This is a genomic window from Enterocloster aldenensis (assembly GCF_003434055.1).
Lineage (GTDB): Bacteria > Bacillota > Clostridia > Lachnospirales > Lachnospiraceae > Enterocloster > Enterocloster aldenensis.
On record NZ_QVEX01000003.1, the window covers coordinates 51,971 to 65,640 of the forward strand.

13 protein-coding genes and 1 riboswitch are annotated in these 13,670 nt (G+C 50.1%); of the genes, 10 read left to right on the forward strand and 3 right to left on the reverse strand.

Features of this window, described 5'->3' with window-relative positions:
* The first annotated feature begins 141 nt into the window (after nt 1-141).
* The 10 genes from DWX59_RS08570 (at nt 142) to DWX59_RS08615 (ending at nt 10,867) form a co-directional block, all read left to right on the forward strand.
* Nucleotides 142-552: a GntR family transcriptional regulator gene (locus DWX59_RS08570; RefSeq protein WP_117558103.1), complete on the forward strand. Its 411-nt coding sequence runs from the start codon at nt 142-144 to the stop codon at nt 550-552.
* 38 nt (nt 553-590) lie between these two features.
* Entirely contained in the window at nt 591-1,199 is a 609-nt protein-coding gene (locus tag DWX59_RS08575) for a UvrB/UvrC motif-containing protein (RefSeq protein ID WP_117558105.1), read from the forward strand.
* A 4-nt stretch (nt 1,200-1,203) separates the two neighbouring features.
* Nucleotides 1,204-2,244 carry an ATP--guanido phosphotransferase gene (locus DWX59_RS08580; protein ID WP_117558107.1) on the forward strand — a complete coding sequence of 347 codons (1,041 nt, stop codon included), beginning with the start codon at nt 1,204-1,206 and terminating at the stop codon, nt 2,242-2,244.
* Nucleotides 2,245-2,269: 25 nt separating this feature from the next.
* A complete protein-coding gene (locus tag DWX59_RS08585; protein ID WP_227116227.1) occupies nt 2,270-4,873 on the forward strand; it encodes an ATP-dependent Clp protease ATP-binding subunit in 2,604 nt (867 codons plus the stop codon).
* Between the two features lie 87 nt (nt 4,874-4,960).
* A complete protein-coding gene (locus DWX59_RS08590; protein WP_117558109.1) occupies nt 4,961-5,377 on the forward strand; it encodes an endosialidase in 417 nt (138 codons plus the stop codon).
* 115 nt (nt 5,378-5,492) lie between these two features.
* Nucleotides 5,493-6,884: a DNA repair protein RadA gene (gene radA / locus DWX59_RS08595; RefSeq protein WP_117558111.1), complete on the forward strand. Its 1,392-nt coding sequence runs from the start codon at nt 5,493-5,495 to the stop codon at nt 6,882-6,884.
* Nucleotides 6,885-6,902: 18 nt separating this feature from the next.
* Nucleotides 6,903-7,703, forward strand: coding sequence for an HD domain-containing protein (locus DWX59_RS08600; protein WP_117558113.1), 801 nt, complete (start codon nt 6,903-6,905; stop codon nt 7,701-7,703).
* A 62-nt stretch (nt 7,704-7,765) separates the two neighbouring features.
* Nucleotides 7,766-7,862, forward strand: a riboswitch (purine riboswitch).
* Nucleotides 7,863-8,005: 143 nt separating this feature from the next.
* The gene (locus DWX59_RS08605; protein WP_369911109.1) at nt 8,006-9,439 is read left to right on the forward strand and encodes an NCS2 family permease; all 1,434 of its coding nucleotides are present in this window, start codon (nt 8,006-8,008) and stop codon (nt 9,437-9,439) included.
* Between the two features lie 123 nt (nt 9,440-9,562).
* Nucleotides 9,563-9,862 (forward strand): hypothetical protein, encoded by a 300-nt coding sequence (locus tag DWX59_RS08610; protein WP_147325790.1) that lies wholly within the window; start codon nt 9,563-9,565, stop codon nt 9,860-9,862.
* Between the two features lie 90 nt (nt 9,863-9,952).
* Nucleotides 9,953-10,867: a YitT family protein gene (locus DWX59_RS08615; protein ID WP_117558119.1), complete on the forward strand. Its 915-nt coding sequence runs from the start codon at nt 9,953-9,955 to the stop codon at nt 10,865-10,867.
* Between the two features lie 51 nt (nt 10,868-10,918).
* Here the strand turns inward: DWX59_RS08615 and DWX59_RS08620 are convergent, their stop codons facing one another.
* The 3 genes from DWX59_RS08620 to DWX59_RS08630 all read right to left on the reverse strand — a co-directional run bounded on the left by DWX59_RS08620 (nt 10,919) and on the right by DWX59_RS08630 (nt 13,181).
* Nucleotides 10,919-11,656 carry a helix-turn-helix domain-containing protein gene (locus DWX59_RS08620; RefSeq protein ID WP_117558121.1) on the reverse strand — a complete coding sequence of 246 codons (738 nt, stop codon included), beginning with the start codon at nt 11,654-11,656 and terminating at the stop codon, nt 10,919-10,921.
* Between the two features lie 68 nt (nt 11,657-11,724).
* A complete protein-coding gene (locus DWX59_RS08625) occupies nt 11,725-12,465 on the reverse strand; it encodes a hypothetical protein (RefSeq protein WP_117558123.1) in 741 nt (246 codons plus the stop codon).
* A 14-nt stretch (nt 12,466-12,479) separates the two neighbouring features.
* Nucleotides 12,480-13,181 carry a DUF5058 family protein gene (locus DWX59_RS08630; RefSeq protein WP_165641129.1) on the reverse strand — a complete coding sequence of 234 codons (702 nt, stop codon included), beginning with the start codon at nt 13,179-13,181 and terminating at the stop codon, nt 12,480-12,482.
* Nucleotides 13,182-13,670 lie beyond the last annotated feature (489 nt).

Sequence of the window (13,670 nt, forward strand, 5' to 3'; positions counted from 1 at the left end):
AGGAGGAGAGGGGAGTTTCCATTGTTTTTGCTCTTGACGAAACGCCTATCCCTTGCTATATTATTAATAACAGCAATTGTTATATTGCTTGTAGAACAAATATAACTTTTATGTCAGTACAAGACGAAAGATGGTGGATTTATGGTGTTAAAGATTGATTTCAACAGTGATGAAGCAATCTATATACAGCTGCGCAACCAGATTATCATGGGGATTGCCACGGATATGATACGGGAGGGCGACACACTTCCCTCCGTGCGCCAGATGGCTGATTATATCGGCATCAACATGCATACAGTTAATAAGGCCTATTCCGTTCTTAAGCAGGAGGGTTTTGTAAAGCTGGACCGCCGTAAGGGCGCCGTGGTAAGCCTGGATATTGATAAGATCCAGTCCATGGGCGAACTGCGCCGGAACCTGGATGTAGTGCTTGCCTGGGGAATCTGCAAGAATATTACCAGGAATGAGGTTCACCAGGTGGTAGATGAGATTTACGATAAATACACCCGGGGGTGTATGGATACGGAAGAAGATGAGGCAGATGAAAATTAGGACGTTTCTGCGTCCTGAATGACAAATGGAGGATTCGTATGTTATGTGAAAGATGCAAGATCCGGGAAGCCAATATCAAATACACAGAGATCATAAACGGGATTAAGACAGAACACAACCTCTGTTCCCACTGTGCAAGAGAGATGGATTTTGGTCAGTACGCCGCCATTCTGGACGGTGAATTTCCTCTGGGGAAACTCCTGTCCGGCCTTCTGGGACTGGAAGACGATGAGGAGGAGACGGATGTGCGCGGCAAGGTTGTGTGCCCTACCTGCGGCACCAGCTTTGACGATTTTGTGGAGAACAGCCGGTTTGGCTGTCCTGACTGCTATGGTGTGTTTGACCTGTTCATCAATGACAAGATGAAGCAGCTTCAGGGAAGCGAGAGCCATAAGGGCAAGCATCCCAAGTTCAGAAGCACATTTGAAAAGGAGCATCCCGATGTATCCCGGGCAAAGGGGGAGGATGGCCAGGAGGCGCCGGATATCCCTGAAGCAAAACAGCCGGGTGACGGCACACGTAGTGCTGCCGTGAATAAACAGATACGGGAGCTGGAGAGCAGGTTAAAGGATGCAATTGAACAGGAAGAATACGAACTGGCCGCGCAGTGCCGGGACCAGATACGGGAACTGAAAAAGGAGGCGTGAACCCATGGGCAGATGGTATGACAGTGTGGATAACAAAAGCTCCAACATTGTTTACAGCCGCATCCGCCTGGCGCGGAACTGGGATGAGTATACATTTCCTTCCAGGATGACCAGGGAACAGTGCGGGGAAATGCTGGAACGCATGAAGGATGGGCTTAAGGACCTTGGCAGCCTGGACGGGAAGGAATACAGATACGGACAGCTGGACGAGATGCAGGACCTGGAGAAGCTTGCCCTCAGGGAGCGCAGGATTCTGAACCTGTCAGCTGTGAACAAGAAGGAACCCGCGGGCCTGTTCCTTTCAGAGGACGAGGGCAGCAGTCTTGTGCTGGGGGGAGACGACCATATCAGAATGCAGTTCCTGGCATCCGGCCTTAAGCTGGATGAACTTTGGCATCAGGCAGATGTGATGGATGATTATGTCAACGAGCGCTTCTCTTATGCGTTCGATGAGAAATACGGTTATCTCACTTCATTTCCCACCAATGTGGGAACCGGGCTTCGGGCGTGTGTGGTGCTTCACCTGCCCACCCTGTCCCAGGTCAGGAAGTTCCAGAGCATTGTGGGCGACATGAGCCGTTTCGGCACGGCAATCCGGGGGCTGTATGGAGAGGGCAGCGATAATTATGGCAGCCTCTATGAGATTTCCAATCAGCGGACCCTGGGACAGTCGGAGCGGGAAATCGTGGAGCTGGTGACCAAGGCGGCCGCGCAGCTTAACAACCAGGAGATGAGGGTGAGGAACGCGACCCTTAACACCCAGAGACTGGAGCGGGAGGACGAGGCCTACAAGTCCTACGGCGTGCTTAAGTACGCCAGGAAGATATCGGAAAAGGATGCCAGGATTTTCATTTCCCAGCTCATGGCAGGAGAGGAAGACGGCCTGATGAAGCTGGACAAAAAGTATTCCCTCTACAGCCTGATTATCGGGATTAAGCCTGCCAACCTAAATCTCTGGGCAAAGCGGCCCTTGGATAAGGATGAGATGGATGCTGTGAGGGCAGCCTATTTGAGACAGAATTTACCTGAGATAGCAGATAAGTAATACTTGTAAGGAGGACACGGAATTTATGATGGAACGATATACACCACAGGCCCAGGAAGCGCTGGGCCTGGCAGTGGAAGTGGCGGAGGGCCTGAACCATGGATATGTGGGAACCGAGCATCTGCTGATCGGCCTGCTGCAGGAAGGCACCGGCGTTGCGGCAAAGGTACTGGATGACAACGGGGTGGAGGAGGACCGGGTGACCCAGCTGGTGAGCCAGCTGATTGCGCCCAATCCAACCATCCAGACCACGGGACAGACCGCCTATACCCCAAGGGCGCGCCGCGTCATAGAGAACAGTTACCGGGAAGCAGTGCGCTTTAAGGCGGCGCAGATAGGAACCGAGCACATACTGATTGCCATCCTGCGGGAGGGCGACTGTGTGGCAAGCAGGCTGCTGAATACCATCGGGGTCAGCATACAGAAGCTCTACATTGACCTGCTGGCAGCCATGGGCGAGGACGCTCCCGCGGTAAAGGACGAGATTGGCGCCAAGGGCGGCCGGAAGGGCAACGCCACCCCTACCCTGGACAGCTACAGCCGCAACCTGACCCAGCTGGCGGCAGATGGCAGGCTGGATCCTGTCATTGGCCGCGAACAGGAAATCCAGAGGGTCATCCAGATACTGAGCCGCCGCACAAAAAATAACCCCTGCCTTATCGGCGAACCAGGAGTGGGCAAAACCGCTGTGGTGGAAGGCCTGGCCCAGATGATCACAGCAGGTAATGTTCCAGAGACCATTGCGGACAAGAGGGTCATGACACTGGATTTATCCGGCATGGTGGCCGGTTCCAAGTACAGGGGAGAGTTTGAGGAACGGATCAAGAAGGTGATATCCGAGGTCATTGATTCCGGGGATGTGCTTTTGTTCATCGACGAGATCCATACAATCATTGGCGCGGGCGGCGCGGAGGGGGCGCTGGATGCCTCCAATATCTTAAAGCCGTCCCTGGCCAGGGGGGAACTGCAGCTGATTGGCGCCACCACCATTAATGAATACCGCAAGTATATTGAGAAGGATTCCGCGCTGGAGCGGCGTTTCCAGCCCGTTACGGTGGATGAGCCCACGGAGGAGGAATCCGAGGCAATCCTTAAGGGCCTGCGCAGCCGCTATGAAGAGCACCACAAGGTGGAAATCACGGACGACGCCCTGTCGGCTGCCGTGAAACTCAGCAGCCGTTATATTAATGACAGGTTCCTTCCTGATAAGGCCATTGACCTGATAGACGAGGCGTCGTCCAGGGTAAGGCTGATGAATTACACCAAGCCGTCCAAGATTAAGGATTATGAGGCGGAGATTGACGCCCTGGAGGAAGGCAAGGAGGAGGCCATTAAGAAGGAGGCCTATGAAAAAGCCGGGGAGATTAAGAAAAAACAGGAAAAGCTCCGGGAAAAGATAAACCAGACCATGGAAAAGTGGCAGAAGGAAAAGGAAACCAGGAAACTGGTGGTAAGTGAGAACGAGATTGCGGATGTGGTGTCCGGCTGGACCAAGATTCCGGTAAGGAAGCTGGCAGAGGAGGAATCTGAGCGGCTGATGAACCTGGAAGGCATTCTCCATGAGCGCGTGGTAGGCCAGGAGGAGGCGGTTACCGCTATCTCCAAGGCCATCCGCAGAGGACGGGTGGGGCTTAAGGACCCGGGCCGCCCCATTGGCTCATTCCTGTTCCTGGGGCCCACCGGCGTGGGCAAGACAGAGCTCTCAAAGGCATTGTCAGAAGCCATGTTCGGCACGGAGAACGCGCTGATACGCGTGGATATGTCAGAGTATATGGAGAAGCACAGCGTGTCCAAGATGATCGGTTCACCGCCAGGATACGTGGGTTATGATGAGGGCGGACAGCTCAGCGAGAAGGTAAGGCGCAACCCTTATTCAGTCATTCTCTTTGATGAGATAGAAAAGGCCCATCCGGATGTGTTCAACATCCTGCTCCAGGTATTGGACGACGGGCATATCACGGACGCCCAGGGCCGTAAAATTGACTTTAAGAACACCATCATCATCATGACAAGCAACGCCGGCGCGGAAAACATCATTTCCCCCAAGCGCCTTGGGTTCGGCATGACAAGTGACGCCAAGGCGGATTACAACTTTATGAAGGACCGGGTGATGGATGAGGTGAAGCGCCTGTTTAAGCCTGAGTTCTTAAACAGGATTGATGAGATCATCGTGTTCCATCAGCTGACCAAGGAGCATATCCGCGGAATTGCCGATATCATGCTTAGGACCATTGGAAAGCGCGGCAAGGAGCAGCTGGGGATTGAGCTGGCGGTAACGGATAAGGCCAGGGAACATCTCATTGACAAGGGCTACGATGACAAATACGGCGCAAGACCCTTAAGGCGCACCATCCAGAATCTGGTAGAGGATAAGATGGCAGAGGAAATGCTGGACGGCAGCTTAAAGGCCGGGGATACCGTGACCGTGGACTTTGACGGGGAAAAGCTGACCTTTAAGGCCAAAGCAAAAGCAGCGCCCAGACGCAGGGCTTCAGGGGGTAAGACAGCGGCCGGGACAGATACAAAAACAGATACAAAAGCAGGTGCCAAAGCAGGCAAGAAACCAGGTCCAAAGACCGGTCCGGCCAAAGCCGGTTCCGGCAGGACCCCGGCAGGAAAATCAATTTAAGAATTATTTCACTGGTCATTTGGGATGGATTGATGTATAATTTTTATGAGGAAGTTACTTAAGCACAATTAGCAGGAGGATAAGAAGATGCCGGTCATTGAAGAATTAATCTGCACGGAGCAGGATGGCACCATTAGTTTTGGCAATTACAAGTTAGGGCAGAAGGCAAAGAAGTCTGATTTTGAATATCAGGGAGACATGTACAAGGTCAAGACCTACAACGAGATTACCAAGCTGGAGCGCAATGACATGTTTGTATATGAATCTGTTCCGGGAACCGCGGCAGAGCACTTCAGGGTTACGGATGAAGGCGTGGAATTCACTGTGGAAGGCAGCAAGGATGCGCAGATTACGGTGCAGCTGGAGAATGATACGGATTATGAGATTTATGTGAATGACTCAGCGGTTGGCAACATGATGACCAATATGAGCGGCAAACTCAGCGTGAGCGTTGAACTGGAGGAAGGCATTTCCGTTCCGGTGAAGGCTGTCAGGCGGGGATGATTTGAAGACGTAAGTCAGGAATGTAAGTTATAAGGCCGGAAGCAATTCCGGCCTTTTTCTGTGAACCGGGCGTGTTTGTATCATGATGACGCGGACATGCAGACAGGAGGAAGAGATGGCAAAAGCAAAGACAACTGCATTTTTCTGTAAGGAATGCGGTTATGAATCATCAAAATGGATGGGGCAGTGTCCGGGCTGCAGATCCTGGAATACCATGGTGGAGGAACCTCTGGCCCCGTCTTCGGGCAGTGCGGGAACCAAAGGGCGCAGCAGCCTGATCAGCCAGTCAGGAGACAGGGCGGATCCTGCAAAGCCGGCGCTGCTGTCAGAGATTAATATCGAGGAACAGGACAGGATAACCACTGGATTTGGGGAGTTGGACCGTGTGCTGGGGGACGGCATTGTAGCCGGCTCCCTGGTGCTGGTGGGAGGCGACCCGGGAATCGGCAAATCCACTCTCCTGCTTCAGGTATGCAGGCATCTGGCCGGGGCAGGACAGAAGGTGCTTTACATATCAGGCGAGGAATCCCTGAAGCAGATTAAGATGAGGGCAAACCGGATCGGCCCGGTGACCGGTGACCTGCGTTTCCTGTGTGAGACCAGCCTGGACCGGATTGAACATGCCATTGACAGGTCAATGCCCCAGATTGTGGTCATAGATTCCATCCAGACCATGTACCGGGAAGAGATTTCCTCTGCGCCGGGAAGCGTAAGCCAGGTAAGGGAATCCACCGCCATACTGATGCAGATAGCCAAAAGCCGGGGCATTGCCATTTTCGTGGTGGGCCATGTGACAAAGGAAGGCGTGGTGGCAGGCCCCAGGGTGCTGGAACACATGGTGGACACGGTCCTGTACTTTGAAGGCGACAGGAATGCGTCCTACCGTATCCTGCGCAGTGTCAAGAACCGTTTTGGCTCCACCAATGAAATCGGTGTGTTTGAGATGCAGGAAGAGGGACTGGCGGAGGTTGGGAACCCGTCGGAATACATGCTGGACGGGCGCCCGGAGGAAGCGTCGGGGGCAGTGGTGTCCTGTTCGCTGGAGGGGACCAGGCCAATCCTTTTAGAGGTCCAGGCCCTGGTGGCCGAGACAAACTTTGGAATGGCCCGGCGGACAGCGGCGGGAACGGACTATAACCGTGTGAACCTGCTCATGGCCGTGCTGGAAAAACGCTGCCGCTATGAAATGTCCCGGCTGGACGCGTATGTGAACATTGCGGGCGGCATGAAGATGAATGAACCGGCCCTGGACCTGGCCATTGTCATGGCCCTCATATCCAGTTACAAGGACCGGCCCGTGGACCCGCGGATGATCATATTCGGGGAGGTAGGGCTTTCAGGTGAAGTCAGGGCCGTATCCCAGGCCGACCAGCGGGTGAATGAGGCCGCTAAGCTGGGATTTACCTCCTGCATGCTGCCAAAGGTGTGCGTGGATAAGCTGAAACCGGTGGAAGGCCTGAAACTCATAGGAGTTTCCAATGTCAGGGAGGCCATAAACATACTGTAGGGAAAGAGGGGATGGGGCATGGAAGATAAAACCGGCTGTATGGAACCGGCATATACGCGGAACGCATTTACAAAGGCTGTCCTGGATAAAGAACTGCCGGATGATGCGCTGGCCCAGGAAGCCCTTTTTGGCATGGTTCCGGAATTCAGGGCCATGGCTGGATTTGAACAGAATAACATACACCATGTGTATGATGTGTGGCAGCATACCATGAAGGCCTTATCCGCTGCAGGGGATGATATCATAGTCCGCCTGGCAGTCCTGTTCCATGATATCGGAAAACCGCACTGTTACACGCAGGATGAACATGGCATTGGCCATTTCTATGGCCATGGGGCTGTATCTGCAGGAATGACCCGCAGGATATTGGAAGACCTGGGATTTGATTGTGTTACAAGGGAAAAGGTGGGTGAACTTGTAAAATACCATGACCTGAACCTGCGCGGCAGACATAAAAGTGTAAGGAACTGGCTGAACCGGCTGGGCAAAGAACAGTTTTGCAGGCTTTTAGCCATATTCCGGTGTGATGCGGCGGGACAGAATCCGGATTATCTTGAGGAGAAAACCGCGGCAATAGACCGGATAGCTGCCATCTTAGAGGAGATTGCCTCCAAAGAGGGATGCCTTGGGATGAAAGACCTGGCAGTTACCGGGCATGACCTGATCCTGCTCGGGGTCCCCCAGGGCAGACAGGTGGGTGAAACGCTGCAAAGGTTATGTGAAGTAGTGTCATCCGGCGCTGTTCCAAATGAACGGAAATCCCTATTAGATAAGTCAGGGGAATGGTTGGGTGTACATAATGCACAAAAACTAATGTAAAATATTGAGAAAAAAAGCCAATAGACTAAAAAAGTTTTAGGGTATATAATTAATTTTGTATTAAATATTGGTGCTATTCACTATGTATATCCTGAGAATTGGCTCAGAGTTTCTACCAACTGCCGTAAAGAGTTGACTACATGGATGGGGTGCGTAATAACAATGCCCTGATGTAGTTGGCTCTTTTTTTGGTGACCAGAAAGCTGTTGGCGGAAAGGAGTGGTGGCAGAAAGCCGGTAAGATCCAGCTACATGAATCACAGTACTAGAAATCTGATGACATCATACAGATTAAAACAAGACATGGAGGACATAGCATTGGATCAGAAAAAAGGATTGATAGACCGCTATTTTGAAGTCTCCCGGAATCATTCAACCATCCGGACAGAGGTACTCGCAGGAATCACCACATTCATAACCATTGCCTACATCTTAATTTTAAACCCTCAGGTTTTATCTGACCCGTATATGATTATGGGCGATACCATAATGGCGGGCAAAATTGCAAATGGCGTATTTATCGGGACATGTATCGGCGCATTTATCGGAACCGCCCTTTGCGCATTGTATGCCAAGGTTCCCTTTGCGCAGGCGCCGGGCATGGGCCTGAATGCATTTTTTGCCTACACGGTTGTGCTGGGAATGGGCTATACATATGGCCAGGCCCTGGTAATTGTATTTATCTCAGGTATTTTCTTTATTGTCATCACGGCCATTGGACTTAGGGAAGCCATCATCCGGTCCATACCAGACGCGGTGAAGACAGCGATAACGCCAGGTATCGGATTGTTTATCACCATCATAGGACTTAAGAACGCGGGTATTGTAATAGCCAATCCGGCCACCCTTGTAAGTCTTGTGGACTTTTCACAGTGGAAGGCGGAAGGCGCGGATATGGCGCTGATTAACGGCGCCCTGGTAGCGCTTTTGGGCCTTGTCACCATGGGTATACTGCACGCAAGGAAAGTTAAAGGTTCCATCCTTCTGGGCATTGTGGCAGCAACACTGATCGGCATCCCGCTGGGCATCACACACATTTCCAACCTGGACATGAACATTGCTGTAAAATTCCAGGATTTCGCAGAAGTATCCTTTATGAAAATGGACTTTGCAGGTTTATTTGCAGGAGGGAACTTCATTGAGACCTTATTTACGGTTACCATGCTGGTAATCAGCTTCTCCCTGGTCAATATGTTTGATTCCATTGGCACCCTTCTGGGGGCGGCCAAGCAGTCGGGCATGATTGATGAGAATGGAGAAGTCATCCATATGAAACAGGCCCTGATGTCAGACGCAATCTCCACAGCAGCAGGCGCAATGGTTGGAACCTCCACCGTAACAACCGTGGTTGAGTCCAGCGCAGGAATCGCTGCAGGGGGAAGGACAGGGCTTACAAGCCTTGTTACTGCAGTCATGTTCCTGGCAGCCATTATTTTCGTTCCGGTGGTAAGCATCATTCCGGCGGCAGCAACAGCCCCGGCCCTGATTTTTGTAGGCATCCTGATGCTGGGTAATATCAGGGACGTGGATTTCAGCGACATGAGCAATGCGCTTCCGGCTTTCTGCACCATCGTATTCATGCCATTTACCTACTCCATTGCAAACGGAGTTGCATTCGGCCTGATTACATACTGCCTGATGAAGCTTACAACGGGCAGGAAACAGGATGTTAAGGTGCTGACCCTGATGATTTCAGCTGTATTTATAGTAAGATATGCATTTATGACATTGGGATAAATGATGTGCGGTATAGTGGTGGATATTCGGATTATGGATATTCATCACTATATTTTTGCGCTGTTCTGTGTTATTATGACATAAGACATGGAAAAGAATGGATTAGTTGGGGGACAATTTAAAATGAACGAGCACCGGAGGGGACATTACATGTACGGTCCTTCTTTTGTGCTTACCAGCCATACCATCTATACATACAGTGTGGACGGAACAAGCTATACCGGCATTGACGCCAGGACCCCGCTTGCCTTGGCAAAGGGAGGGAATCATGGGGATGAGGTGGAAATATATTATAACCTCAATGATGTCATGGAATTCTACTGTCCAAATGAAGACAGGAATATAATATACGCTGATTTAATCATCACGGGCATGATTGCCGCTGGGGCCGGGTTGTTTTATTATCTGTCTTGCTGCCGGTGACCATATGCGGTAATCATGTGCGGTAGTCATGTGCGGCAGTCATGTCCCGACAGGCCGGACAGCGGCATAATAAGCGCCAGGAGGTATATTATGGAAGAGCACGGGAAGGTTTCCGGATTATATCAGAAGAATCTGGAACGGTTTGAGAAAAACAAAAGGTGGAGGGATGCGGCTTCAATTGTCTGCATCCTGCTGGGAAGTTTCATTGTGGCAGTTAATATGAATACCTTTGTGGAACAGGGGAAACTGGTGCCGGGAGGGTTCTCGGGGCTTGCCAAGCTGTTACAGAGGGTGGGGCTGACTTTTTATGATACGAAGATTTCGTTTACCCTGCTTAATGTGGTGTTCAACGCAGTGCCTGCTGTTTTCGCTTACCGTCTGGTAGGAAAAAAGTTTACCATCCTATCCTGTGTCAGCCTGTTTACGGTATCCATCCTGGTGGATGAGCTGCCTGTGATTCCCATCACAGGGGACATCCTGCTGATTTCGGTTTTCGGGGGAATCATCAATGGCCTGGGCATGAGCCTTGTCCTGAACAGCAATGCCAGCGGCGGAGGAACGGACTTTATTGCCATGTCCCTGTCCGCCAGGTACAAGGTATCCACATTTAACTACATGCTTTTATTCAGCGCCGTAATCATCCTGATTTCGGGCGCCATATTCGGAATGGATAAGGCATTATATTCCATCATATTCCAGTTCTGCAACACCCAGGTCATCAATACGTTCTATAAGAAATATAAGAAAAAAACCTTGATGATTGTCACGGACAATCCGGCCGCCGTCTCAGCGGACCTGCTTGAACTTACCAACCACAGCAGCACCATACTGAAAGGCTTTGGCTCCTACACGGCCCATAAGAAATATCTGATTTACACCGTGCTTTCGGACGGTGACGTGAGGAAAATGAAAAAACGTATCCGTGAGCAGTATCCGGATACGTTTGTGAACGTCATCAATTCCAGCGACGTGGTGGGGAATTTTTATATACAGCCCTTTGAGTAAATGGTTTGGCAGGATAAGCAGGCCATGGGCATGGAGGGAATGGGAAGGCCGTCACATGGCTTTCCTGGACGGGGATGGCTTCTGGAACAGGTTCCTGTATTCACGGGGGGATATGTGTTCCTGCCTTTTAAATGTCCTGGTAAAGGAAGATGCATTATCATAGCCCACCTGAAGGGCAATTTCAATGATTTTATAACCGGTATCCGCCAGCAGGGCCTTGGCCTTTTCAATCCGCACAATCTGGATGTATTCGCTGGGCAGGATGCCGGTTTTGCTCTTGAACCAATCCGTATAGTAGAACCGGTTATAGTTCTCTATTTCCGCCAGCTTGGCCACGGTGAGGTTTTCTGAAAAATTTTCAGCAATGTACTTCAGGGATCGGAAACTTTGTTTTTCCACAAATTTGTCATAAATATAATAAAACAAATACCGCACGGAATCAGAAGCCGGATTCACGGTGATTTCGTGGTGGATCAGTTCAATGACAGGCATTAAGGTGCTGCTGATCGGAAGTATCCGGTTGGCGGAAAATATAGCATAATCCTTCTTTTTTATCATTGTTTCCGGAATGTCCATCACAATGTTGTCCTTGTGACACTTGCCGCTGAAGGTGTGATAGGAGTAAGGCAGTATGAATGACATGTTGCCAGGCATAAGGTAATAGCTCATTCCGTCATGTGTCAGATGGACCGGTTCCTTTATGGGTATGATGATATGCGCATGGGAATGGGAGTGTCCCTGTTCGTGGCTGGGGAAATCCATCATTTTACAGATTACTTTATTTGTCATGTTATCTTCGCCGTCCTTCTATCAATTAGCCCCCGGTCAGTTCTGAGAGGGGGCTGGGTGATATGTTATCAGTTGTTTTCCCCGTTCCGCACTTCTTTGTCAGCCATAAGTTTACCCACAAACATTGTTCCGAACACAGCTACGATTACAACAATATTGTAAGGTGCGAATGGGAGCCAGTCAAAGAGATGGAGGTTCACAAGAATGGTCAGTCCCACTGCAAGGGAGATTGCAATAACGCCAAGCTTCCTGCTTTTCATGAAGAACTGGCCGAAAATACCGCCGAATAACGCGGGCAATATGTAGTTTAATGTGGTGACAACATTGGCAGGAAGTTTGGCAAGAAGGGCAGAGCCTCCCAATACAGCGCCCGTGATAAGGAGAAGGCTTACAATATTGGAGACAGCAATACCGATTGTTGCGATTACGTTGCCTTTTTCCGTTCCGGCGTCAACATTGGCGCCCTGCTGGGCAGCTGCCAGGGCCGGAAGCCGTAGGTTCGAAATATTGCCGGAAAGGAATGACATGAACATGCCGGGCATGCCTAACATGGGATACATGGCAATGGGGTCCACCAGCCAGGATACCAGGGTTCCTGACATCAGCTGAAGCGTACTTCCGGCCACAATCATACTGAAACTTGGGGTGATGCCGAATACCACGGATATTACCATGGCTGGAAGGAATGCAAGGATGATTCCCAGTGTATTTGTAATCATGCCCCATTTATATATGCCGGGAATATATTCTTTCTCATAATATGCAGCGGATGTTCTGTTTCCTGCGGTCATGGCTGCTTCTGTACTCATATGTATATCCCTCCCTAACTTAAAAGTGTGATTGGTATGGTGACCACCATTCCGGACACCATTGCAATGGTAAGTGACCAGTCGCTGACCCATTGCTTGCCGGTCTTCTTGGCAAGCGTCACCATGGCGCACATAACAACAAAGCCAACGATGACGGCTACGGTCCCGGCATCCAGATTGACCAGACGGCCTGCACATAGATTACCGAAGCAGCCAAGCATCGCGCCTACGGATACCATGCCCAGGACCTTCTGGTTATTGCCTGCAATCATGTGGGTCATTTTGTCAAATTTCTTCGCAAACAGGACAGTCATTAACAGCCAGCCAACGGAACAGATGGTCATTGTCCATACGGCATTGGCAAATGCCAGGGGTGTCATTGTTTCAAATGTGGCATTGGCTGCCTGGGCGCCGAATGTGGCTGCGGTTAACTCATATTGTACGGCCCCGATAAAAGACAGGCGGAGCCAGGAGATGGGTCCTCCCATGGCCAGGACCAGTCCTAACGCCCCGATGGCCACAACAACAGATGGTCCAAATGATGCGATTGCGCTGCTGCGCACGGCGCTGTTAATCTGATGCTTTGTGATTCCAAGGGCATTTGCAGCGTTCAGGGATTTACAGACAAATATGACTGCCTGAAAAGCAATCAGTAAAACTGGAATTGCACAGGCAATCCAAAGGGTCGGGCTGTTCGCTATCTGCAGATAATCCATTTTAATACCTCCCAATAACATGATGTGTTGTATCCTGATTTGAATATATTGTTTTATTCCGGCCTGATTTGACTTTATCTCAGAAATATTCAGAAGGTAACGATTGATATCATGCAGATTCCCAAGTGCATTTGTATATTTTTCTTCTGTACGCTAAGATGGAGTCTGATAATTAATAAAGTAAGCTGGAAAAACAAACTATATTTTTTCAGAACCTGCAACAATTATATATAAAAAAACAAAAAATTACAACATATATGTACAAAATATATATAAACCTGAGAATATGCATAGTATTTATGAGATGATGCTAAAATTATATAATATAATCGGGGGGGGGGGGGGGTAAATAATCAGAAAACAATACTAATTAAATCTTTGCATGAGAAAACGGATGATTGAACCTGAAGTACGGTAAAGTTTTTATGGGTATTTTATGATACAATGATGGCAACGATTGTAAGCAGATTACCAAAATGCAAAGGAGTT